This window comes from Streptomyces sp. NPDC104814 (assembly GCF_055583185.1).
Genome location: NZ_JBVJOL010000004.1, coordinates 301,916 through 323,936 on the forward strand (window position 1 = coordinate 301,916; position 22,021 = coordinate 323,936).

Consider the following 22,021-nt stretch of genomic DNA (forward strand, 5'->3'; position numbering starts at 1 on the left):
CCAAGGGTGCCGGGTCCGACGTCGACGCTACGCCCGCCGGTGCGGGGTCACCACTCGATCAGGCGCGGCGCGTCAGGTGGTGACGCCGGCGGTACGCAGGGTGTTCCCGGGCGGCGGTCCGGGCAACGGCACGGCGAGCACGTGCGCCTGCCGGGCGGGCAGGTCGACGTACAGGCCGGCGTCGGCCAGTTCGTCGCCGTCGCGGTCGTAGGACTGTCCGGTGAGCAGGTCCGTCAGCCGGTGGCCGGTGCCCCGCAGGTCGTCCCAGGGGAGGCGGACGCGTCCCTGGGCGGGGTGGTCGGAGTGGTTGACGACGACCAGGTGGCGTGCGTCCTGTGCGGTCCAGCTCCAGGCGAGCAGGGCGTGGTGGCTGTCGTTGCCGGGCAGGGCGATGGTCTCCAGCAGGCGCCAGTCGCCCCGGCGTACCGTGGCCGCGACCGGGAGGAGACGGTCGTGGAAGGCGCGCAGGTCCTCGTCGGGCGGCTCGGCGGGGCGGCGGGCGAGGAAGACGGGCAGCTGCGTGCGGCGGCCCTCGAACTGGCCCTCGTGCCACAGCGTCGCCCCGGGCAGGGTGGCGACCGCGACGGCCGCCGCGCGTTCCCGCTCGCCGGGCAGGGCCGTGGCGGCGCGGGGCTCGTCGTGGTTCTCCAGGAAGCGCAGGAGGCCGCGCTGATAGGCGAGACCGGCCCGCAGGTGGGCGCGGACGGCGCCGGCGTCCTCGTGGACGAGGCGGTCGTAGAGCCGCTTGTCGTAGGCAAGGTCGAAGCCCTGCTGCTGGAGGAGGTACTCCATGTCCCAGTAGGCCTCGGCGACGAACAGCATCTCGGGGTGCCGGGCGCGTACCCGCGGGATCACATACGGCCAGAAGTCCTCGGCCGGGACGGCTCCGGCCCGCTCGCCCCAGGTGCGGGCGAACACCTCGTTGGTCATGAGCATCGCCATGTCGCAGCGCACGCCGTCCGCCTGGTCGCCGATCGCGATCAGCGTGTCGACGGCCGCGTCCCGCAGCTCGGCGCTGAACGCGTTCAGCTGGACGACGTCCGGCCAGGGAGGGAAGTAGGGGTCGCGGCCGCGGGCGTAGACGCGTCCGGCGGCCTGGAGGAAGGCGTCGGGGGCGTCGGCCAGGTCGTCGGGGGTGCCCTGGATCAGGCAGCCGCGGCGGTCGGCCGTGAAGGGGTGGTCGGGGGCGACGTGGTTGGGGACGTGGTCGAGGAGCAGCTTCAGCCCGCGCGCGGCGAGCTGAGCGCGGGCCTCGGCCAGAGCGGCCGGGCCGCCGAGGCGGGCGTCCACGGTGTAGTCGCGTACGCAGTAGGGGGAGCCGGCGATGTCCTCCTCGGTGAGGCCGGGCAGGGCCGCGCGGAAGGCGCGGCGCAGGCCGCCGTCGCGCAGGGCGAGGCCGAGTCCGGCCGGGCTGCGCTGCCACACGCCCATCAGCCACACCGTGTCGACGCCGGGCCGGGCGACGGCGTCCCATGCCTCGCCGGGCACGTCGCCCAGGGTGACGGGCCGGCCGTACCGCTCGCTCACCTCGCCCAGCCACACAAGGGTGTTGATCTCGTACACGACCGTCATGCGAGCGGCTCCTCGGGCGCCAGCGAGTCCCGGCCGCCGCGGTGCCAGGCGTCCGCGTCGATGGTGCGGAACAGGGTCGCGGTGGCCGCGACCAGTCCGGTCCAGCCGGTCTGGTGGGAGGCGCCGAGGCCGGCGCCGGTGTCGCCGTGCAGGTACTCGTAGAAGAGGACGAGGTTCTTGAAGTGCGGGTCCTTGGCGTAGACCGCCTGGGTGCCGTGGACCGGGCGGTGGCCGTCGGCGTCGGGCAGGAAGCCGGCGGTGAGCCGGTCGGAGATCTCCCGGGCGACCTCGTACAGGTTCAGCCGTCTGCCGGAGCCGGTCGGGCACTCCACGGTGAAGTCGGGTCCGTGGTAGGCGTGCAGGTTCAGCAGCGCCCGGATGAGCAGGACGTTGACCGGCAGCCACACCGGGCCGCGCCAGTTGGAGTTGCCGCCGAACATGCCCGAGTCGGACTCGGCGGGCAGATAGCCGACGCCGTACCGCACGCCGTGCACCTCGAAGGTGTAGGGGTGTTCGGCGTGGTACCGGGACAACGAGCGGATGCCGTACGGGCCGAGGAACTCGTCCTCGTCGAGCATGCGGGCCAGGATGCGGCGCAGCCTGTCCTCGCCGAAGAGGGCGAACAGGTAGCGGCCGTCGGCGTTGGGTTCGGCGGTGACATGCCGGTCGACAAAGGCTTCGACGGCAGGGTGCCGCTCGATGAACTCCCTGGCTCCCTGGACGAGTTCGGGGAAGCGGCGGTCGGCACGGCCGCCGATGACACTGGTCGCGGCGAGCGGGATCAGGCCGACCAGGGAACGCACCTTCAGCGGGGTCGCGCGGCCGTCGGGCATGCGCAGCACGTCGTAGAAGAAGCCGTCCTCCTCGTCCCAGAGACTGGCGTTGTCGCGGCCCATGCGGTTCATGGCGACGGCGATCCACGCGAAGTGTTCGAAGAGCATCTGCGCCTGCTCGACGTAGACGGGGTTGTCGACGGCGAGTTCGATGGCGATCTCCAGCAGGTTCTGGCAGTACAGCGCCATCCACGCGGTGCCGTCGGCCTGGTCCAGGTGGCCCCCGGTCGGCAGCGGCGCGCTGCGGTCGAAGACACCGATGTTGTCGAGGCCCAGGAAGCCGCCCTGGAAGACGTTGTTGCCGTCGGCGTCCTTGCGGTTGAGCCACCAGGTGAAGTTCTTCATCAGCTTCTGGAAGGCGTTCTCCAGGAAGGCACGATCACCGCGGCCGGTGCGGTGCTTGTCGAGTTCGTAGACGAAGAGGACGGCCCAGGCGTGCACGGGCGGGTTGACGTCGCCGAAGTTCCACTCGTACGCCGGGATCTGGCCGTTGGGGTGCAGATACAGGCGGCGCAGCAGCAACTCCAGCTGGTCCTTGGCGAAGTGGGTGTCGACCATGGCCAGGGCGAGGGTGTGGAAGGCGAGGTCCCAGGCGGCGAACCAGGGGTACTCCCAGGTGTCCGGCATCGACATGACCGCGTCGTTGACCATGTGGTACCAACCGCTGTTGCGGACGCGTGGGTCCACGGCGAGCGGGTCGACACCGTGCTCGGCGAGCCAGCGTTCCACGTCGAGGTAGTAGTACTGCTTGCTCCACAGCATCCCGGCGAGCGCCTGGCGCACGACGCGCCGCTCCTCCTCCCCCATGCCGCCGGGGGTGAGGGCGGCGTAGAAGGCGTCGGCCTCGGTGCGACGGGCGTCCATGACCTCGGTGAAGTCCCGCCAGGGATCGGAGAGTTCGGCGTCGGTCAGACGGAGTCTCACGGTGGCGCCGGCGCCTGCGGGGACCGTCAGGACGTGGTGGACGGCGGCCTTGGTGCCGGTCCCCCGCGGATCGACGGCCTCGCTCTCGCCGTGGACGAGGTACCGGTCGATGCCGTCCTTGACGTAGGGGGTGGTGTCGGGGCTGCCGAAGACGCGCCGGTTGTTCGTCTCGTTGCCGGTGAAGAGGGTCTCGGCGGTGGCGTCGTGGTGGAGCAGCCGGGTGCCGAGTTCGTCGTGGTCGGCGCGGATCGCGTGCCCGGTCCGCCGCAGGACCGGTACGGCCGTGCCGCCCGCCCAGGACCAGGTGTGGCGGAACCACAGCGTCGGAAGCAGGTGCACGGTGGCCTCGTCGGGGCCCCGGTTGTACGCGGTGATCTCCACGAGGAGGTCCTCGGGGCCGGCCTTGGCGTACTCCACGACGACGTCGAAGTAGCGGTTCTCGTCGAAGACGCCGGTGTCGAGCAGTTCGTACTCGGGTTCGTCGCGGCCGCGGGCGCGGTTCACCTCGACGAGCTCGCTGTAGGGGAACGCGCCCTGCGGGTACTTGTAGAGGTACTTCATGTAGGAGTGCGTGGGCGTGTTGTCGAGGTGGTAGTAGCACTCCTTGACGTCCTCGCCGTGGTTGCCCTCGGCGTTGGTCAGGCCGAACAGGCGCTCCTTGAGGATGGGGTCGCGGCCGTTCCACAGGGCGAGCGCGAAGCACAGCCGCTGTTTGTCGTCGCTGATGCCGGCGATGCCGTCCTCGCCCCACCGGTAGGCGCGCGAGCGGGCCTGATCGTGGGTGAAGTACGACCAGGCGTCGCCGTCGGCGCTGTAGTCCTCGCGGACGGTACCCCACTGCCGTTCACTCAGGTACGGCCCCCACCGCCGCCAGGGCACCTGGCCGGCGTCGGCCTCGGCGAGCCGCCGGCGTTCGGGGTCCGGCACATCGGTGGTCATGGCATCGTCCTCCCGCGAGCCCGGCGCACTCCCCCAGACTCGGGCATCCCGGACGGCCCCGCAATCACTGCGGAGCGGACCGGTCACGCTGCGGGACCACGGGGCGCGGGCGAGGACGGCGGCACGGCGGCGCCGGGCGTCAGCCGGAGTCGCCCGTGCGGTGTCCCTGCACCGCCGCGCGGCTCGTGGCCAGGTGGTTCAGGACCAGGGACTCGACCCGGCTGACGTCGCGGTCGGCGATGGCCCGGTAGAGGGTCTCGTGTTCCTCCGCGATGCCGAGGAGGTCGTCGTGCTGGCCGAGCAGCCAGCGCACGCGGCTGCGCATGACGCGCTCCAGCTCGCTCAGCAGCTCGTTGGCGGCCAGCCAGATCACCGTCTGGTGGAAGTCGGCGGCGGCACGGCGCGCCCCCACGGCGTCCCCGGCCCGGGCCGCCCGCAGTTCACGGTCGAGGTCGGCACGCAGCCGCTGGAGTCCCTCGCGGGTGTGGCGCTGCGCGGCCAGCCGGAAGGCCAGCGTCTCCAGCGCGCCGCGCACCTCGTCCAGGTCGGCCAGATCGGACGAGGTGAACTCGCGGACCACCGCCCAGCTGCGCGGCCGTGGCGTGACCAGGCCCTCGGCGACGAGCGTCTTGAGGGCGTCGCGGACGGGCAGCCTGCTCACTCCCAGGGATTCGGCGAGCTCACGCTCGACCAGCCGGCTGCCCGGCTTGCGCACCCCGTCGAGGATCTCGTCCCGCAGCTGCCCGGTCACGCGCTCCGACTCGGGCGTGAACCCCTCTGACCCCGTCATGGCCGTCCTTCTCTCGTCACGTCCCCGGCGGCCCGCCGGCGCTGTGCGGGTGCCGGCGGGGCGTGGGACCAAGCCACTGTGACCTTAGCCGGTGACGAGGAAGGGGCGAGCGGGGGTCAGCAGGCCCGGGGCGGCCAGTTGGCGATCAGCTTGGGCCGCGGGCGGGCGTAGGTGCGCACCTTCGACGTGCTCAGCCCGAGACGGACCAGTGACTCGGCGACGGTGACGGCCGCCGCCACCCCGTCGACCACGGGGACCCCGGTGCGTTCGACGACGCGCTCGGCGAGGCCGGCCATGCCGCCGCAGCCGAGGCAGATCACCTCCGCCCGGTCGTGCGCGACGGCGTACGCGGCCTGCTCGACGATGGCGTCGACGGCCGCCTTCTCGTCCTCCTCCAGGTCCAGCACGGCGAGCCCGCTGGCCCGCACGGAGGCGCAGCGCGCGCTCAGCCCGGCCGCGTGCAGGCGCTCCTCGATCAGCGGGACCGTGCGGTCGAGGGTGGTGACGACGGAGTAGCTGCGCCCGAGGAACTGGGCGGTGCTCGCGGCCGCCTCCGTGATGTCGACGACGGGTACGTCGAGCAGTTCCTGCAGCCCCTCGCGGCCGTGCTCGCCGTATCCCGCCTGGATGACGGCGTCGTAGGGCCCCTGGTAGGCGCGCACGGTCTCCATCACGGCGATGGCGGCGAGGTAGCTCTCGTAGTTGCCCTCGACGGACTCCGCGCCGAACGCCGGGGTCAGCGGGACGATCTCGGTGCCTGGTGAGGCCGCGGCGGCCGCCGTCCGGCCGATGGCGTCGGTGAGGGACTGGGTGGTGTTGACGTTGACGACGAGGATGCGCATGGGTCGGCTTTCTCGGTGGCGTGGCTGACTCGGCCGGGCCGGGCTCACTCGGCGGCGACGGCGATGGCCTCGCCGTCGACGTCCCGGACGAGGGCGGACCGGTCGGAGAGGACGGCGTACACGGTGGCGGCGAGGAGCGCGCCGATGAACCACGAGAATCCGGCCGCGGCGTGGAAGAAGGGCACCAGGGCCACGGTGACGGCGATCGCGGCGCTCGGCACGAACGCGGCGACGGCGCGCGGGTTGTAGCCGCGCCGGTAGTGGTAGTCGCCGCCGGTGTGCTCGGTGTACAGGTCGGGCACGTTCACCCGTGAGCGGCGCAGCAGCCAGTAGTCGGCCATGACGACGCCGAAGAGGGGGCCGAGGAGTGCGCCGAGTCCGCCGAGGAAGTAGTTGACGACGATCGGGCTGTTGTAGAGGTTCCAGGGCGTGATGACCAGGCCGAGGACGGCGCTGACCAGGCCGGCCTTGCGGAAGTTCAGGCTGCGCGGGAAGAGGTTGACCAGGGCGTAGATCGGTGCGACGAAGTTGGCCAGCAGGTTGACCGCCACGGTCAGGGCGATCAGCGCGAGGGAGGCGACGGCCAGCAGGGCCATGGTGGGGATGGTCCGCACGATGTCCGTGGGGCTGCTGACGACGTGTCCGTCGAGCTTGAACTGGGCGCCGCTGAGGACGGAGACGATCACGGCGAAGAAGAGCATGTTCACCGGGATGCCGACGACGTTGCCGCGCACGATGGCGCCGCGGCTGCGGGCGGAGCGGGTGAAGTCGCAGAAGTTCAGCACGAAGGTGCCGTAGATGACCACCCACAGTGCGGCGGCCTGCAGCACCTGGAGCCACATCGCGCCGCCGGTGAGCGGGTCGCCGTCGGAGAGGGAGATCGATCCGCCGGCGCGGAAGAACATCCAGGCGGCGAGGGCGCACATGGTGATCAGGGTGGTGGGGGCGGCGAACGCCATGTAGCGGCGGATCATCTGCATGCCGTAGCTGACGATGAGGACCTGCAGGCCCCACAGCGCCAGGAAGGTGATCCAGCCGAGGGTGGACTGGCCGAGCAGGGAGTCGCGGTCCAGCCGGCCGAGGCCGGGGAACATCGCGACGAGCAGGGTGCTCAGTACGGATGAGGCGAGGTAGGTCTGGATGCCGAACCAGGCGATGGCGACCAGGCCGCGCACGCCGGCCGGGATCTTCGCGCCGTGGATGCCGAAGGCGATGCGGCTCATGACCGGGAAGGGCACGCCGGTCTTGTGCCCCATGAAGCCGGACAGGGTGAGCAGCAGGAACAGCAGCAGGGAGGCGAGCGCGAAGGCGGCCAGGATGCCCCACACGTTCAGGCCGAGCGCGAACAGCCCGAGGGCGAAGGCGTAGTTGCCGAGGCTGTGCACGTCGTTGGCCCACAGGGTGAAGACGTTGTAGGCGCCCCAGCGGCGCCCTTCCTTCTTCGTGGGGGCGAGATCGTACGTGTAGAGACCAGGACTGGGAGTGCTGCTGGTCTTGACGGACGACCGGTTGTCCAGCGCGGTCATACGGGACTCCGGGAGGGGGAGGGTGGGAACTGTCAGAGGTTTCCACAAAGTGGAAGGTAACTTCCGCGCAAATGAACGTAGTTTTCGCCGAAGACCACCGTCAAGGGGTGGGACAGAACTGACCTAACTGGTTTTCAGTGGGCCAAAAAGGGCAGCGCGAACCATCCCGCACGGAAGACCGGCACAGGATGATTCGCGCTGCGGTGAGGTGTCTTGACGTGCCGTCAGACGATCCGGCCCGCGCGGACGACGCGTGCCGGGCGGGTGAGCAGCGTCAGGTCGGCCAGCGGGTCGCCGGCCAGCAGGACGGCGTCGCCCGCGAAGCCGGGCGCCAGCCGGCCGACGGCGCCCTCGAGACCCAGCAGCCGGGCCGCGTTCGTCGTCGCGGTGCGGATGGCGTCCAGAGGGGTCAGACCCGCGCCGTGCATCAGCACGACCTCGCCGCCGACGGGGTCGACCACACCGCCGGAGGAGTCGGTGCCGGCGGCCAGCGGCACCCCGAGCGCGTGCGCGGTCCGCACGGCCTCCTTCAGCACGGGCAGGAACGCCCGGCCCCGCCCGTCGAGCACCGGGTTCGGATCGCCGACCATGCCCGCGATGGCGGTGAGGGTGGGTGTGAAGTACGTCCCGCGGCGCGCCATGTCGTGCAGCGTGCGCTCGGCGACGAACACCCCGTGCTCCAGCGAGCGGATGCCGGCGCGGACCGCGTCGTCGCAGCCCTGGGCGCTGTAGCTGTGGCACAGCACTCCCCTGCCGCCGCGCCGCGCGGCCGCGACGACCTCGGCGAGCTGCTCGTAGGAGTAGACCTGGGTGAGCGGGTCCTGGTCGGGCAGCCCGGCGCGCTCGTTGACCCGGGTCTTGATCACGTCGGCGCCGCGGGCGAGGTTCACGTCGACGACGCGCCGCAGCGCCTCGGCGGACCGCACGCCGTCCTTGAGCGCGGTCAGGGGCGCGAGTTCGGCGTCGGCGAGCACCGACTCGCCGAGGTCGGGGGTGACGAAGACGCCCGCGGCGGTGAGCCGCGGTGCCCGGGTGGGCAGCCGGCGGGCGAGTTCGCGCACGGCGATGTCCTGGAAGAAGGTGGTGGAGCCGCTGCGGGCGCTGGTGGCGCCGTGCGCGAGGGCGGCGCGCGCCTCGGTGACGGTCTGCAGATGGATATGGGCGTCGACCAGGCCGGGCAGCACCCAGTGGCCGTGCGCGTCGAGCCGCGGGAGGCCGGCGGGCACGGACCCCGTGCCGCGTCGCCCGGCCCACCGCACCCTGCCGCCGCGGATCACGACGACGGCGTCCTCGGTGACCTCGCCGGTGGCCGGGTCCAGCAGTGTGCCGCCCTCGATCACCAGGTCACCGGCGGTGTCGGGCTCCGGCCGGTCCGCGGGGCGGGCGGCGGACGCGGGGGCCGCACCGGCGAGGACGGTGGCCGTCCCGGCGAGTGCCGCGGCACCCGCGAGGACACCGCGCCGGGTGAGCCGACTGGGCGGCGGGGGGATGGACTCCAGACACATGGCGCGCTCCTGAGACCTGGGCGGGCGTTCAACAGGTCTCCGTTTTGTATACCAAAATTCGACCGCACCACAAGGGTTTCCACCGGGCAGGACAGGAGCGGCCGAGGTTTGGTATCCAATTTTCTCTGTCGTGACGAGTACCTCCGCTCAGTGCGCCGGGCGCGTCAGTGTGGCCGTGAACTTGTAGCGGGAGCCGCGGTAGACCGAGCGGACCCACTCCACCGGCCTGCCGTCCGCGTCACGGGAGTGGCGGGACAGCAGCAGCATCGGCAGGCCGACGTCCGTGCCGAGCAGCCCGGCCTCGCGCGGGGTGGCGAGGGCGGTCTCGATCGTCTCGTCGGCCTCCGCGAGCAGTACGCCGTAGCTCTCGGCGAGGGCGGTGTAGAGGGAGGTGTACTTCGCCAGGTTGCGGCGCAGACCGGGGAAGCGTCGGTCCGGCAGATGGGTCGCCTCGATGGCCATCGGCTCACCGCTCGCCAGCCGTAGCCGCTCCACCCGCAGGACGCGCTCACCGGTCGCGACGTCGAGCAGTCGGGCCAGCGTGGCGTCGGCGCTGACATAGCCGATGTCCAGCACCCGGGAGGCCGGGCGCATGCCCTGGGCTTCCATGTCCTCGGTGTAGGAGGTCAGGTCCAGCGTCCGGGACACCTTGGGGCGGGCGACGAACGTGCCCTTGCCCTGGACCCGGTCCAGCCTGCCCTCGCCGACCAGTTCCTGCAGGGCCTTGCGGACGGTGGTGCGGGAGGTGCGGAAGTCAACGGCGAGCAGCCGCTCCGCCGGCATGGGCGCGCCGGGCGGCCGCGCCTCGGTCATCTCCAGCAGCCGTTTCTTGATCCGGTAGTACTTGGGCACCCGTGCGACGCGTCCGGGACCATCCCGACGCTCCTCCCCCTGGGCACTGCTGACGTCGGTACTCATGACCCGCCTTCCCGGCTCAAGTGCCCGATACGGCCGACGGCAGCGGGCCGCCCGGCGGTTCTCCGTTATAGCGACGGATCCGGACTTGGTCTAGTCCAACCCCCGGGCGACGCCCGGCGATGCGGCCGGTGACGTTCCGGTCACGACGGACATCACCTCCTCGAACACCCCTTGACAGCCCCATAGGTCTAGGCCAAGCTCGCGTTGCTGGTCTACACCATTGGGGCCAGGTTCCCCAGCCCACCGTGCAGGAGCGCCGTTTTCCGCAGGTCACCGCCGAGGGCGTGGGTGAGAGGTATTCCTTAGGAGGGGTGGCGTGAAGCGCAAGCTGGTTGCCGCGATCGGTATCGCGGGCATGATGATGTCGATCGCGGCGTGCGGGGGCGACAGCGACAACGGCAAGGATGCCGGGCAGGACAGTCCCAAGGGCCAGACGCTGGTCGTGTGGACGATGGACGGCTCGGCCCCGGCCCAGTGGACCAAGGACGTGCAGGCGGCGTTCGAGGCGAAGACCGGCGCAAAGGTCAAGTTCGAGACCCAGAAGTGGGACGGGATCCAGCAGAAGATCACCACCGCCCTGTCGGAGTCCAACCCGCCGGACGTCATCGAGGTCGGCAACACCCAGACCCCGGCCTACGCCGCCACCGGCGGTCTCGCCGAACTCGGCGACCTGAAGCAGCAGATCGGCACCGACTGGACGCCGGCCGTCTCGGCCTCCTCCGTCTACGAGGGCAAGCAGTACGCCGCCCCCTGGTACTTCGCCAACCGCGTCGTCATCTACAACAAGAAGATCTGGGCGCAGGCCGGCATCAAGGACACGCCCAAGACGCGGGACGAGTTCTTCAAGGACCTGGAGACCATCGGCAAGAAGACCGACGCCGAGCCGATCTACATGCCCGGTCAGAACTGGTACTTCCTCGACGGCCTGATCATCGGTCAGGGCGGCGACCTGGTGAAGAAGGACGGCGACAAGTACGTCTCCAACCTCGGCGACCCGAAGGTCTCCGCGGCCATGGAGATCTACAAGAAGTACGCCTCCTACTCCAAGGCCCCCAAGGACAAGGACGAGGCCACCCCGCAGCAGGCGGAGGTGTTCGCCAAGGGCAAGACCGGCGCGTTCATCGGCATGGGCTGGGAGGCCGGCACCGCGGTCACGGCCAACAAGGCCATCGAGAAGGACCTCGGCTACTTCACCATCCCCGGCGCCACCGCGGACAAGCCCGAGAGCGTCTTCCTCGGCGGCTCCAACCTCGCCGTCGCGGCGGGCAGCAAGAAGCAGTCGCTGGCCAAGGAGTTCCTGAAGATCGCCCTGTCCGACAAGTACGAGGGCGAGCTGGCCAAGCTCAACGGCATCGTGCCGAACAAGCAGTCCCTGCAGAGCAACCTGCAGGGCAACGCCGTCGCCGAGGCCGCCGCGCCGGCCGCCGCGGTCGGCGGCACCACGCCGCTGATCCCGGAGTGGGCCGCGGTGGAGAACACCCCGAACCCGATCAAGAGCTACATGACGGCGGTCCTGAACGGCAAGGCGCCCGCGGACGCGGCCAAGGACGTCGAGTCCGAGATCAACAAGCGCCTGGCGCAGAAGAACTGACGGATGGTGCCGGGGGCGGCCACCGCGCCGCCCCCTGCACCACTTGTGTTGCTCGTACGGCCACGGAAGAGACGGCAAGCCATGCCAGTGCAGACCGAAGGCACGGACACGGCCGGGGGGCCCGGTGTCCGCAAGGTCCAGGCTCCCTCGCCCCCGCGTGACGGGACACGCACCACCACCGCACCCGCACGCGGCCGGCGCAAGGCCGCCCCCTACCTGCTCCTGCTGCCCGCGCTGCTCGCCACGCTGATCCTGCTCGGCGTGCCCCTGGTGAAGAACGGCATGCTGTCGTTCCAGAACCTCAACCCGCGCCAGCTGATCCTCCACCTGACCGAGTGGAACGGCGTCGACAACTACCGCGATGTCCTCACCGGTTCGGACTTCTGGCGGGTCGTCAAACGGTCCGTGCTGTTCACGCTCGCCAACGTCGCGCTGATCATGCTGCTCGGCACCCTGACCGGCCTGCTGCTCGCCCGGCTCGGCAGGAAGATGCGGCTGCTGCTCCTGCTCGGCCTGGTGCTCGCCTGGGCGATGCCCGTCATCGCCGCGACCACCGTCTACCAGTGGCTGTTCGCCCAGCGCTTCGGCGTCGTCAACTGGGTCCTGGACAAGCTCGGCTGGCACACGATGGCCGACTACAACTGGCTCGGCACGCAGTTCTCGACGTTCTCCGTGATCACTCTGCTGATCGTGTGGCAGTCCATCCCGTTCGTGGCGATCAACCTCTACGCCGCCACGACCACCATCCCGCGCGAGCTGTACGAGGCGGCCTCCCTGGACGGCGCCGGCTCCTGGAAGAGCTTCACCTCGGTGACGTTCCCGTTCCTGCGGCCGTTCCTCTACTCCACGACCTTCCTCGAGGTCATCTGGGTCTTCAAGGCGTTCCCGCAGGTCTTCGCGATGAACGAGGGCGGCCCGGACCGGCTCACCGAGACGCTGCCGGTGTACGCGTTCGTCGAGGGTGTCGGCAACCAGCACTTCGGCATGGGCGCGGCCATCTCGTTCCTGACCGTCCTGGTCCTGCTCGCCCTCACCTCGTACTACCTGCGCATGGTGCTCAAGCAAGAGGAGGACGAGCTGTGAAGCGCTCGATCTTCGGCCGGATCTGGCCCAACGCGACCGCCGTCATCCTCTTCGTGGCCTTCGCGTTCCCCGTCTACTGGATGTTCGCCACGGCCCTGAAGCCGACCGGCGACATCATCGCCGAGGACCCGGTGTGGTTCCCGACGGACATCACCTTCGCCCATTTCGACAAGGCGGTGCACGCCGACCACTTCTGGACGCTGGTGCGCAACTCCGTCACCGTGACCGTGCTCGCGGTGCTGATGTCGCTGGTGATCGCGCTGTTCGCCTCCTTCGCCCTCGCCCGGATGCGGTTCAAGGGGCGCGGAGTGTTCGTCGTGACCTTCATGCTGGCGCAGATGGCGCCCTGGGAGGTCATGATCATCGCCAACTACATGCTGGTCCGCGACAGCGACATGCTCGACAGCCTCGTGCCGCTGACCGTCTTCTACATGATGATGGTGCTGCCGTTCACGATCCTGACGCTGCGCGGCTATGTGGCCGCGGTGCCCAAGGAGCTGGAGGAGTCCGCGATGGTCGACGGCTGCACCCGCGCCCAGGCCTTCGTCAAGGTGATCTTCCCTCTCCTGGCGCCCGGTCTGATGGCCACCTCGCTGTTCGGCTTCATCACCGCCTGGAACGAGTTCCCGCTGGTCCTGATCCTCAACAAGAGCATCGAGAAGCAGACGCTCCCGCTGTGGATCTCCCAGTTCCGTACCGCCTTCGGTGACGACTGGGGCGCCACGATGGCCGCCTCGACGCTGTTCGCCCTGCCGATCCTGGTCCTCTTCGTCTTCCTGCAGCGCAAGGCCGTCAGCGGCCTCACCGACGGCGCCGTGAAGGGATAACGCCCGATGACGACATTCACCAGCGCCACCGACACCGTCACCCGTGACGCGCTCGCCGTGCTGCAGCCGGGCTTCGCCGGCACGACCGCGCCGGACTGGGTGCGCCGCCGGCTCGGCGAAGGGCTGGTCTCCGTCGGCCTGTTCGGCCGTAACGTCACCACCGCCGAGCAGGTCGCGGAGCTGACCGCGCAACTGCGGGCGGAGCGGGACGACGTGCTGGTCGCGATCGACGAGGAGAGCGGCGACGTCACCCGGCTGGAGGTGCACACCGGTTCCTCCTTCCCCGGAAACAACGCCCTCGGCGCCGTCGACGACACCGGGCTGACCCGGAGCGTGGCCCGCGAGCTGGGCCGCCGGCTCGCGGCGTGCGGCGTCACGCTCAACTGGGCGCCGTCCGCCGACGTCAACGCCAACCCCGACAACCCGGTGATCGGTGTGCGCTCCTTCGGCGCCGACCCCGGTCTGGTCGCCCGGCACACCGCCGCCTACGTCGAGGGCCTGCAGTCGGTCGGCATCGCCGCCTGCACCAAGCACTTCCCCGGCCACGGCGACACCGGCGTCGACTCCCACCTCGCCCTGCCGCGCATCGACGTGGACACGGCCACGCTGCACGCCCGCGAACTGGCGCCGTTCCGGGCGGCGATCGCGGCCGGCACGCGCGCGGTGATGAGCGCGCACATCCTGGTGCCCGCCCTCGACCCGGAGCACCCGGCCACCCTGTCCCGCCCCGTCCTGACCGACCTGCTGCGCGGCGAACTCGGCTACCAGGGCCTGATCGTCACGGACGGCATGGAGATGCGCGCCATCTCCGGCACCTACGGCATCGAGCGCGGCACCGTGCTGGCCCTCGCGGCGGGCGCGGACGCGATCTGCGTCGGCGGCGGGCTGTGCGACGAGGACATCGTGCTGCGGCTGCGGGACGCGCTGGTCGCCGCCGTCCGCTCCGGCGAACTGCCTGAGGAGCGGCTGGCCGACGCGGCCGCCCGGGTGCGGGAGCTGGCCCGGTGGACCACGAAGGCGGCCCGCGAGGCGGACCCGGGTGAGGCAGCCGACGCGGAGATCGGTCTCACCGCCGCCCGCCGCGCGCTGACCGTGACCCGTGGTGCGGCCGACGCGGGCCCGGTGACCGAGCCGGTGTACGTGGCGACGTTCAGCCCGACGCCGAACATCGCCGTCGGCGACGAGACACCGTGGGGCGTGGGCGCCGAGCTGGTGCGTCTGCTGCCGGGCACCACGACCGGGGTGTTCAGCGGTGACGGCGCGGGCGAGGCGGCGCTCGCCGCGGCACAGGGCCGGCGGCCGGTCGCCGTGGTGCGCGACGAGCACCGGCACGCGTGGATGGGGTCCGCCCTGGACACCCTGCTCACCGCCCGCCCCGACACGATCGTGGTGGAGATGGGCGTCGCCCAGGCCGCCCCGCGCGGCGCCCTGCACCTCGCCACCCACGGCGCGGCCCGGGTGTGCGCGATCGCGGCGGCGGAACGCATCACCGGGGCCTGACCGCCGGGCCGGGAACACCGGCCCCGCACGCACCGGTCGGCGGCCGGAGCGGCCCCCACAGCACGGCTGTACGGCGGCGGGGCGCTCAGGCCGCCGCCGTACGGCCGTCCGGTGCGCTCGCGCCGACCGGTCGGCCGTCCGCCCCGTTCGGGCGGTGGATCGGCGCGTCGGTCGTCGTCAGGGGCGCCCCCGTGCCGCCACGGCGCTCGGCGACGATCTCCGCGGCGATGGACAGCGCGGTCTCCTCGGGCGTACGGGCGCCGAGGTCGAGGCCGATCGGGGAGCGCAGCCGGGCCAGCTCCCGCTCGCCCAGTCCCGCCTCCCGCAGTCGCTCCGTCCGGTCCTCATGGGTGCGGCGCGAACCCATCGCCCCGACGAAGGCGACCGGCATCCGCAGCGCCGCCGTCAGCAGCGGTACGTCGAACCGGGCGTCGTGGGTGAGCACGCACAGCACGGTGCGCGGATCGGTGCGGGTGGACTGGAGATAGCGGTGCGGCCAGTCCACGACGACCTCGTCGGCGTCGGGGAACCGGGCCGCGGTGGCGAAGACCGGGCGGGCGTCGCACACGGTGACGTGGTAGCCGAGGAACTTCCCGACGCGCACCAGGGCGGCGGCGAAGTCGACCGCGCCGAACACGATCATCCGGGGCGCCGGCCCGGTCGTCTCGACCAGCAGCGTGAGCCCGCCCGGGCAGTGCGTACCGTCCTCGGCGAGCTCGACGGTGCCGGTCCGCCCGGCCTCCAGCAGGGCGTGGGCCTGGGCGGCCGCCGTACGGTCCAGTTCCGGGTGACCGCCGAGGGTGCCGCGGGCCGTGCCGTCGCCGTGAACCAGCAGGGCGTGGCCGAGCAGTTCGGCCGGCCCTCGGGCGACCCGGGCCAGGGCGACGCTCTCGCCGCGTCCGGCGGCGCCGAGCGCCGGGCCCAGCACCGCTCGGTCCGCGTCGTGCGCCCGGACCGGCGTCACCAGTACGTCGATCACTCCGCCGCAGGTCAGCCCGACGGCGAAGGCGTCCTCGTCGTCGTAGCCGAACCGCTCCAGGACGCTTCGGCCGTCCGTGAGCGCCTGCACGCACAGCTCGTACACGGCGCCCTCGACGCAGCCGCCCGAGACCGACCCGATCACGGTGCCGTCGGCGTCGACGGCCAGCGCGGCGCCGGGGCCGCGCGGGGCGCTGCCGCCGACGGCGACGACCGTGGCGACGGCGAAGTCGCGGCCCTCCTCGGCCCAGCGGTGCAGTTCGGGTGCGATGTCAAGCACGCGGCCGCACTCCCTGGACGACGCGGTCGGGCCGGATCGGCAGATGGCGCTGGCGCACCCCGGTCGCGTGCCAGACGGCGTTGGCGACCGCCGCCGCGGCTCCGACGACGCCGATCTCGCCGATGCCCCGGATGCCGATGGGGTCGTCCGGGTCGACGTCGTCGATCCAGTCGGCCTCGACCCGGGGAACGTCGGCGTGGGTGGCGATGTGGTAGCCGGCGAGGTCCGCGCCGACGACTCCGCCGGAGGCCCGGTCGCGGGCAGCCTCTTCGTGCAGCGCCATGGACAGGCCCCAGATCATGCCGCCGACGAGCTGGTTGCGTGCGGTGAGCGGGTTGACGATCCGGCCCGCGGAGAAGATCCCGAGCATGCGCCGCACGCGCACCTCGCCGGTGGCGACGTCCACGGCCACCTCCGCGAACTGGGCGCCGAAGGAGTGCCGTTCGCCCGGCGGAAGGGCGCCGACGGCGTCGGTGGTGTCGGAGCGCACGGTGATGCCCTCCGGCGGGACGCCGGTGCCGAGTGCGAGCCGTTCGCGCAGTTCGGCGGCGGCCGCGGTGACCGCCCAGGACCAGGAGCGGGTGCCCATGGACCCGCCGGCGATCCACGCCCGGCCGAAGTCGCTGTCGGCGATGAGCACCCGGACGCGTTCCGGCGCCACCTGGAGCGCGTCGGCGGCGACGAGGGTCAGCGCGGTACGGGCTCCTGTGCCGATGTCGGCGGCGTTGACCCGCACGGTGAAGGTGCCGTCGGCCTCGGCGGTCACGGCCGCCGTGGAGGGGGCGGACCCGGCGGGGAAGGAGGCGGCGGCTGTGCCGGTGCCGAGCAGCCAGCGCCCTTCGCGGCGCAGGCCGGGGCGCGGGTCGCGGCCGGCCCAGCCGAACCGGCGGGCGCCCTCGCGGAAGCAGTCGACCAGATGGCGGCTCGCGAACGGCAGCCCGGAGACGGGTCCGGCCTGCGGTTCGTTGCGCACCCGCAACTCCACGGGATCGAGGCCCAGTTGCTCGGCCAGCTCGTCGAACGCCGACTCCAGCGCGAACGACCCGGGCGCCTCGCCGGGCGCGCGCATCCAGGTCGGGGTCGGCACGTCGAGCCGTACGATCCGGTTGGCCGTGCGGTGGGCGTCGGCGTCGTACATCACCCGGGACGGTCCGGCGCCCGGCTCGGCGAACTCGTGCACCGTCGAGGAGACGCTGAGACAGCTGTGCTCCAGGGCGCGCAGCCGACCGTCGGCGTCGGCGCCGAGCCGGATCCGCTGCCGGGTCGGACTGCGGTAGCCGGCCAGCGAGAACATCTGACGCCTGGTCAGGACGACGCGGACCGGACGGTGGAGCGCGGTGGCGGCGAGCGCAGCGGCCACCTGGTGGGCGCGTACGCCCTTGCTGCCGAAGCCGCCGCCGACGTGTTCGGAGCGGACGTGCACCGAGGCGGGGTCGAGGGAGAAGAGCAGCGCGAGTTCGTGCGCGACCCACATGGTGCCCTGGTTGGAGTCGACGATCTCCAGCCGGCCGTCGTCCCAGTGCGCGGTGGCCGCGTGCGGCTCCATCATGGCGTGGTGCTCTTCGGGGGTGGAGTACTCGGCGTCCACGACCGCGTGGGAAGCGGCGAGTTCGGCCGCGAGGTCGCCCTTCTCGGTGGGCTCGTGCCGTTCCGGGCCGTAGGCGCTGTCGCCCGCCTGCGCGAAGTCGACGTCGTGCGGCTGCTGTTCGTACCTCACGACGAGGGCTTCCGCGGCCTCTCTGGCCTGCTCGGAGGTCTCGGCGACGACGAGCGCGACCGGCCAGCCCAGATGGGGCACACGGTCGTGCTGGAAGAGCGCCGAGGTCCGGTCCGGGGTGCCGAGCAGGCCGGTGTACTCGGTGTCCAGGCGCGGCGCGTTGCCGTGGTGCAGGACGGTGAGCACGCCGGGCATCGCGAGGACGGGGCCGGTGTCGATCGCGGTGATGCGGCCCCGTGCGACGGCCGACGTGACCAGCCAGCCGTGGGCGAGGTCGGCGAAGGGGATCTCGCCTGCGTAGCGGGCGGCGCCGGTGACCTTGGCGCGGCCCTCGACGCGGGTGTGGGCGGTGCCGACGGAGCGCGGCGTGGTGGCGGCGGGGGTGGTCGTGGTCATCGGGCGGCCTCCTCGGCGAGTTCGGCGAGCACCGCCACGACGAGGTTGTGCATGAGGGTCACCTTGTATCCGTTGTCGGGCAGCGGGGTGGCCGCGGCCAGTTCGGCCTCGGCGGCCGCGGCGAAGGCTTCGGGGCCGGCGGGTGCGCCGGTCAGCGCGCGTTCGGCGGTGCGCGCCCGCCAGGGCCGGGAGGCGACGGCGCCGAGGGCGATCCGTACGTCGTGCACGACGCCGTCGCGGACGTCGAGCGCGGCGGCGACCGAGCCGATCGCGAAGGCGTACGAGGCCCGCTCGCGCACCTTGCGGTAGCGGGAATGGGCGGCGACCGGCGCGGGCGGCAGAGTGACGGCGGTGATCAGGGCGCCGGGCGGGAGCGCGGTCTCGCGGTGCGGGGTGTCGCCGACGGGCGGATAGAGGTCGGCGAGCGGTATCCCGCCCGGCCCGTCGGCGGTCTCGTAGGAGACGACGGCGTCGAAGGCGGCCAGGGCCACGGCCATGTCCGAGGGGTGGACGGCGACGCAGTGCTCGGAGGCGCCCAGGACGGCGTGGTTGCGGTGCTCGCCGGTGCGGGCGGGACAGCCGCTGCCGGGCAGACGCTTGTTGCAGGGCTGGGTGACGTCGGTGAAGTAGGCGCAGCGGGTGCGCTGAAGGAGGTTGCCGCCGACCGTCGCCATGTTGCGCAGCTGCCCGGAGGCGCCGGCCAGTACGGCCTGGGCGAGGGCCGCGTAGCGGCGGCGTACGTCGGGGTGGGCGGCCAGGTCGCTGTTGGTGACGGTGGCGCCGATGCGCAGGCCGCCGTCGGCCGTGGACTCGATGCCGTCGAGGGGAAGTTCGCGGATGTCGACGAGGCGGCCGGGCCGTTCGACGCCGGTCTTCATCAGGTCGACGAGGTTGGTGCCGCCGCCGAGGTAGCGGGCGTCGGGGTCCTCGCCGAGCAGGGCGAGGGCGCCGGCGACGTCCGTGGCGCGCTGGTAGCCGAACTCCTTCATGCCGCCGCCTCCTTGTCACCGGCCGGCCGCTCCTGCGCGGCGCGGGTGATCGCCTCGACGATCGAGACGTAGGCGGCGCAGCGGCACAGGTTGCCGCTCATCCGCTCGCGGATCTCCTCGGGCGTGAGCGGCGGCGGCCCCGCTTCGGGCCGTACGTCGTCGGTGGCGGCGCTGGGCCAGCCGCGGGCGTGCTCGTCGATCATCGCGACGGCGGAGCAGATCTGGCCGGGGGTGCAGTAGCCGCACTGGTAGCCGTCGAGGTCGAGGAACGCCTGCTGGACGGGGTGCAGGTGCTCGCCGTCGGCCAGCCCCTCGATCGTGGTGATCTCCCGGTCCTGGGCCGCCACCGCGAGTTGCAGGCAGGCCACGGTGCGCCGCCCGTCGACGAGAACGGTGCAGGCGCCGCACTGGCCCTGGTCGCAGCCCTTCTTCGTGCCGGTCAGATCGAGGCGCTCGCGCAGGGCGTCGAGCAGGGTGGTGCGGTGGTCGACGGTCAGCGTGTGCTTCTCGCCGTTGATGTGCAGGGTCACGTCGCTGTGGGTGGGCGACGGGGCTGTGGCCATGGTCAGCCTTCTTTCGCGAAGAACAGGCGGCGGCTTCACCGGGAAGGGGGCGTGTCCTTGCCGGGGAAGCGGTTTCCGTCGGGGCAGGCAGAGAACGTCGGGGCAGGCGAAGAACGTCGGGGCAGGCGAATGACGTCGGAGCGGGTCGCGAGCGGCGGCGGGGGCGATCGACGGGAGCGGGCTTGAGGAGACGTCGGTGCAGGCAGGCGCTATGGTGACGGTGGCGCTAACCGGACAGCTGTCCAGTAGACCACCTGAACCTAACGGACAGCTGTCCGCTCAGCAAGGCCGGGTTCGCGCCCCGGACCCGTCAAGGGCGGGTTCGCGCCCCCGAACCCGTGAGGAGGACCAGTGCAGCCGAAGAAGGAGGCGCCCGGCGCGCCCCGCCGCTCCGACGCCCAGCGCAACCGCGAGCGCATCCTGGAGGTCGCCCTGGCCGAGCTCACCCGCGACGCCGACGCCCCGCTGAGCCGGATCGCCAAGAAGGCGGGCGTCGGACAGGGCACCTTCTACCGCAACTTCCCGAGCCGGGAGGCGCTCGTCCTGGAGGTCTACCGGCACGAGATGCAGCAGGTCGCCGACAGCGCCGACGAGCTGCTGCGCGACCACGCCCCGGAGCGGGCGCTGCGCGCCTGGATGGATCATCTGGCCGGGTTCGCGATGACCAAGGCGGGTCTCGCGGACGCGCTGCGCCAGGCCACCAGCGCGCCGGGCGCCCCGCAGAAGCCGGCCCCCACCGCCGTGGCCGAGGCGGCCGAGCGCCTGCTGCGCGCCAACGAGCGGGCCGGCACCATCCGCCCCGGCATCGGCGCGGACGACTTCCTCCTCGCCATCGCCGGGCTGTGGCAGGTGGGCCCGCACGAGGACGGCCGGGCCCGCGCGTCCCGCCTGCTGGACCTCGTCATGGACGGACTGCGCTCCGGGGCGCCCGGGGCACCTGTGCTAGGCTGAACGCGTTGCAGTTTTGGTACCCATGACTTTGTGCGCGCCTGACGGTCTGTGACCTTCAGGCGCGTTGTGTTGCCGGGGTTTCTCCGGTGTCCGGATCTCTCCGGATGGGGTCATTGCGGCGACCGGGTTCTCCGCACGGTGCGGAGTGCCCGTCACTACCCCATGCAGAGGAGAAAAACATGGCCAGCGGCACCGTGAAGTGGTTCAACTCGGAAAAGGGCTTCGGCTTCATCCAGCAGGACGGCGGCGGCCCGGACGTGTTCGCGCACTACTCGAACATCGCCACCCAGGGCTTCCGTGAGCTCCAGGAAGGCCAGCGCGTGACCTTCGAGGTCACGCAGGGCCAGAAGGGCCCGCAGGCGGAGAACATCCTCCCCGCCTGACGCCCACGCCTTTGAAGGGCCCGCACCCGTTCCGGGTGCGGGCCCTTCGGCGTACCGGGACGAAACCTGGTGCACGGCTCTTGACCCGGAGCGGTTACCGGCCAGTAGTCTCACGCCGCCACCCCCTCACACCGGTGTCCCTCCCCATACCGCTCCTGTGAGGCCCCCCAGTGAACAGACCGTTCGTGACCGCTGCCCTCGCCGCCGTCGTCGCCCTGCTCGCCGTGACGACAGCCGTCCCCGCCCAGGCGTCGAGCACCTCCACCTTCACCTCCGCCAGCAACCCCGTTCTCTTCGTGCACGGCTACAGCGGCGACGGCAGCAACTGGAGCACCATGGCCGGCCGCTTCCGCGCCGACGGCTGGCCGTCCTCCTACCTCGACCAGTGGACCTACGACTGGCACCAGTCGAACACCACGACCGCCCAGCAGCTGTCCGCCGAGGTCGACCGGCTGCTCGCGGCCACCGGCGCCACCAAGGTGGACATCGTCAGCCACTCCATGGGCGGGCTGTCCTCCCGCTCCTATCTGAAGAACCTCGGCGGGACGGCCAAGGTCGACGCCTGGGTCTCCCTGGGCGGCCCCAACCACGGCACCGACACCGCGAACAGCTGCCTCGACCCGTCCTGCACCGAGATGCGCATCGGTTCCGACTTCCTCACGGCCCTGAACTCCGGCGACGAGACACCGGGCTCCCCCCGGTACGCGACCTGGTGGTCGCCCTGCGACGCCGTGATCAACCCCGACAGCTCCGTCGCCCTCACCGGAGCGGCCAACACCAGGACGGCCTGCCTGAGCCACACCGGCCTGCTCTCGGACGCCACGGTCTACGCCCAGACCCGGGACATGATCAACTCCTGACGGCGGCCGGGGCGGAGGGTGCCCTCGGACACCTTCCGCCCCGCGGACACCTCG

General features: G+C 71.9%; 18 protein-coding genes. 7 read left to right on the forward strand and 11 right to left on the reverse strand.

All coding sequences use genetic code 11. The features are described from left to right. Window positions 1-72: 72 nt before the first annotated feature. The 7 genes from ACZ64A_RS17260 to ACZ64A_RS17290 form a co-directional block, all read right to left on the reverse strand. Window positions 73-1,572, reverse strand: a complete 1,500-nt coding sequence (locus ACZ64A_RS17260; protein WP_469811150.1) for an alpha-amylase — start codon at window positions 1,570-1,572, stop codon at window positions 73-75. Next, a complete protein-coding gene (locus tag ACZ64A_RS17265; RefSeq protein ID WP_469811151.1) occupies window positions 1,569-4,268 on the reverse strand; it encodes an MGH1-like glycoside hydrolase domain-containing protein in 2,700 nt (899 codons plus the stop codon). The genes ACZ64A_RS17260 and ACZ64A_RS17265 overlap by 4 nt, the downstream gene beginning before the upstream one ends. A 139-nt stretch (window positions 4,269-4,407) precedes the next feature. Beyond that, complete coding sequence (locus tag ACZ64A_RS17270) at window positions 4,408-5,058, reverse strand: GntR family transcriptional regulator (RefSeq protein WP_469811152.1); 651 nt, start codon at window positions 5,056-5,058, stop codon at window positions 4,408-4,410. Window positions 5,059-5,174: 116 nt separating this feature from the next. Then, the gene (locus ACZ64A_RS17275; protein WP_469811153.1) at window positions 5,175-5,900 is read right to left on the reverse strand and encodes an aspartate/glutamate racemase family protein; all 726 of its coding nucleotides are present in this window, start codon (window positions 5,898-5,900) and stop codon (window positions 5,175-5,177) included. A gap of 44 nt (window positions 5,901-5,944) precedes the next feature. Beyond that, entirely contained in the window at window positions 5,945-7,426 is a 1,482-nt protein-coding gene (locus tag ACZ64A_RS17280) for an NCS1 family nucleobase:cation symporter-1 (RefSeq protein ID WP_469811154.1), read from the reverse strand. A gap of 224 nt (window positions 7,427-7,650) precedes the next feature. Beyond that, the gene (locus ACZ64A_RS17285) at window positions 7,651-8,931 is read right to left on the reverse strand and encodes an amidohydrolase family protein (RefSeq protein WP_469811155.1); all 1,281 of its coding nucleotides are present in this window, start codon (window positions 8,929-8,931) and stop codon (window positions 7,651-7,653) included. A 147-nt stretch (window positions 8,932-9,078) separates the two neighbouring features. After that, a complete protein-coding gene (locus ACZ64A_RS17290) occupies window positions 9,079-9,849 on the reverse strand; it encodes a GntR family transcriptional regulator (RefSeq protein ID WP_469811156.1) in 771 nt (256 codons plus the stop codon). 316 nt (window positions 9,850-10,165) lie between these two features. Here ACZ64A_RS17290 and ACZ64A_RS17295 point away from each other — a divergent pair, with 316 nt between their 5' ends. The 4 genes from ACZ64A_RS17295 to ACZ64A_RS17310 all read left to right on the forward strand — a co-directional run bounded on the left by ACZ64A_RS17295 (window position 10,166) and on the right by ACZ64A_RS17310 (window position 14,850). Continuing rightward, window positions 10,166-11,440 carry an extracellular solute-binding protein gene (locus ACZ64A_RS17295; protein WP_469811157.1) on the forward strand — a complete coding sequence of 425 codons (1,275 nt, stop codon included), beginning with the start codon at window positions 10,166-10,168 and terminating at the stop codon, window positions 11,438-11,440. 81 nt (window positions 11,441-11,521) lie between these two features. Beyond that, window positions 11,522-12,523 carry a carbohydrate ABC transporter permease gene (locus ACZ64A_RS17300; protein WP_469811158.1) on the forward strand — a complete coding sequence of 334 codons (1,002 nt, stop codon included), beginning with the start codon at window positions 11,522-11,524 and terminating at the stop codon, window positions 12,521-12,523. Then, the gene (locus ACZ64A_RS17305; protein ID WP_361626121.1) at window positions 12,520-13,350 is read left to right on the forward strand and encodes a carbohydrate ABC transporter permease; all 831 of its coding nucleotides are present in this window, start codon (window positions 12,520-12,522) and stop codon (window positions 13,348-13,350) included. Before ACZ64A_RS17300 ends, ACZ64A_RS17305 begins: the two co-directional genes overlap by 4 nt. A 6-nt stretch (window positions 13,351-13,356) precedes the next feature. Then, complete coding sequence (locus ACZ64A_RS17310; RefSeq protein ID WP_469811159.1) at window positions 13,357-14,850, forward strand: glycoside hydrolase family 3 protein; 1,494 nt, start codon at window positions 13,357-13,359, stop codon at window positions 14,848-14,850. An 85-nt stretch (window positions 14,851-14,935) separates the two neighbouring features. Here the strand turns inward: ACZ64A_RS17310 and ACZ64A_RS17315 are convergent, their stop codons facing one another. From ACZ64A_RS17315 to ACZ64A_RS17330, 4 genes are read right to left on the reverse strand one after another with little or no spacing between them, the layout of a single operon-like run. Then, the gene (locus ACZ64A_RS17315; protein ID WP_469811160.1) at window positions 14,936-16,108 is read right to left on the reverse strand and encodes an XdhC family protein; all 1,173 of its coding nucleotides are present in this window, start codon (window positions 16,106-16,108) and stop codon (window positions 14,936-14,938) included. Further along, a complete protein-coding gene (locus ACZ64A_RS17320) occupies window positions 16,101-18,221 on the reverse strand; it encodes a xanthine dehydrogenase family protein molybdopterin-binding subunit (RefSeq protein ID WP_469811161.1) in 2,121 nt (706 codons plus the stop codon). Before ACZ64A_RS17320 ends, ACZ64A_RS17315 begins: the two co-directional genes overlap by 8 nt. Beyond that, a complete protein-coding gene (locus ACZ64A_RS17325; RefSeq protein ID WP_469811162.1) occupies window positions 18,218-19,210 on the reverse strand; it encodes an FAD binding domain-containing protein in 993 nt (330 codons plus the stop codon). Before ACZ64A_RS17325 ends, ACZ64A_RS17320 begins: the two co-directional genes overlap by 4 nt. Beyond that, window positions 19,207-19,773 (reverse strand): (2Fe-2S)-binding protein, encoded by a 567-nt coding sequence (locus tag ACZ64A_RS17330; RefSeq protein WP_469811164.1) that lies wholly within the window; start codon window positions 19,771-19,773, stop codon window positions 19,207-19,209. The genes ACZ64A_RS17325 and ACZ64A_RS17330 overlap by 4 nt, the downstream gene beginning before the upstream one ends. 351 nt (window positions 19,774-20,124) lie before the next feature. On the opposite strand from ACZ64A_RS17330, the gene ACZ64A_RS17335 reads away from it, so the two are divergent. The 3 genes from ACZ64A_RS17335 to ACZ64A_RS17345 all read left to right on the forward strand — a co-directional run bounded on the left by ACZ64A_RS17335 (window position 20,125) and on the right by ACZ64A_RS17345 (window position 21,967). Next, entirely contained in the window at window positions 20,125-20,724 is a 600-nt protein-coding gene (locus tag ACZ64A_RS17335) for a TetR/AcrR family transcriptional regulator (RefSeq protein ID WP_469811165.1), read from the forward strand. A gap of 179 nt (window positions 20,725-20,903) precedes the next feature. After that, window positions 20,904-21,107, forward strand: a complete 204-nt coding sequence (locus ACZ64A_RS17340) for a cold-shock protein (protein WP_361626142.1) — start codon at window positions 20,904-20,906, stop codon at window positions 21,105-21,107. A gap of 170 nt (window positions 21,108-21,277) precedes the next feature. Next, on the forward strand, window positions 21,278-21,967 hold the full coding sequence (locus ACZ64A_RS17345) for an esterase/lipase family protein (RefSeq protein ID WP_469811166.1): 690 nt from the start codon (window positions 21,278-21,280) through the stop codon (window positions 21,965-21,967). Window positions 21,968-22,021 lie beyond the last annotated feature (54 nt).

Coding starts and splice junctions, on each gene's coding strand:
- ACZ64A_RS17340 (WP_361626142.1), top strand. CDS start 20,904: ATGGCCAGCGGCACCGTGAAGTGGTTCAACTCGGAAAAGGGCTTCGGC.
- ACZ64A_RS17300 (WP_469811158.1), top strand. CDS start 11,522: ATGCCAGTGCAGACCGAAGGCACGGACACGGCCGGGGGGCCCGGTGTC.
- ACZ64A_RS17325 (WP_469811162.1), bottom strand. CDS start 19,210: ATGAAGGAGTTCGGCTACCAGCGCGCCACGGACGTCGCCGGCGCCCTC.
- ACZ64A_RS17320 (WP_469811161.1), bottom strand. CDS start 18,221: ATGACCACGACCACCCCCGCCGCCACCACGCCGCGCTCCGTCGGCACC.
- ACZ64A_RS17280 (WP_469811154.1), bottom strand. CDS start 7,426: ATGACCGCGCTGGACAACCGGTCGTCCGTCAAGACCAGCAGCACTCCC.
- ACZ64A_RS17290 (WP_469811156.1), bottom strand. CDS start 9,849: ATGAGTACCGACGTCAGCAGTGCCCAGGGGGAGGAGCGTCGGGATGGT.
- ACZ64A_RS17310 (WP_469811159.1), top strand. CDS start 13,357: ATGACGACATTCACCAGCGCCACCGACACCGTCACCCGTGACGCGCTC.
- ACZ64A_RS17260 (WP_469811150.1), bottom strand. CDS start 1,572: ATGACGGTCGTGTACGAGATCAACACCCTTGTGTGGCTGGGCGAGGTG.
- ACZ64A_RS17275 (WP_469811153.1), bottom strand. CDS start 5,900: ATGCGCATCCTCGTCGTCAACGTCAACACCACCCAGTCCCTCACCGAC.
- ACZ64A_RS17330 (WP_469811164.1), bottom strand. CDS start 19,773: ATGGCCACAGCCCCGTCGCCCACCCACAGCGACGTGACCCTGCACATC.
- ACZ64A_RS17265 (WP_469811151.1), bottom strand. CDS start 4,268: ATGACCACCGATGTGCCGGACCCCGAACGCCGGCGGCTCGCCGAGGCC.
- ACZ64A_RS17270 (WP_469811152.1), bottom strand. CDS start 5,058: ATGACGGGGTCAGAGGGGTTCACGCCCGAGTCGGAGCGCGTGACCGGG.
- ACZ64A_RS17285 (WP_469811155.1), bottom strand. CDS start 8,931: ATGTGTCTGGAGTCCATCCCCCCGCCGCCCAGTCGGCTCACCCGGCGC.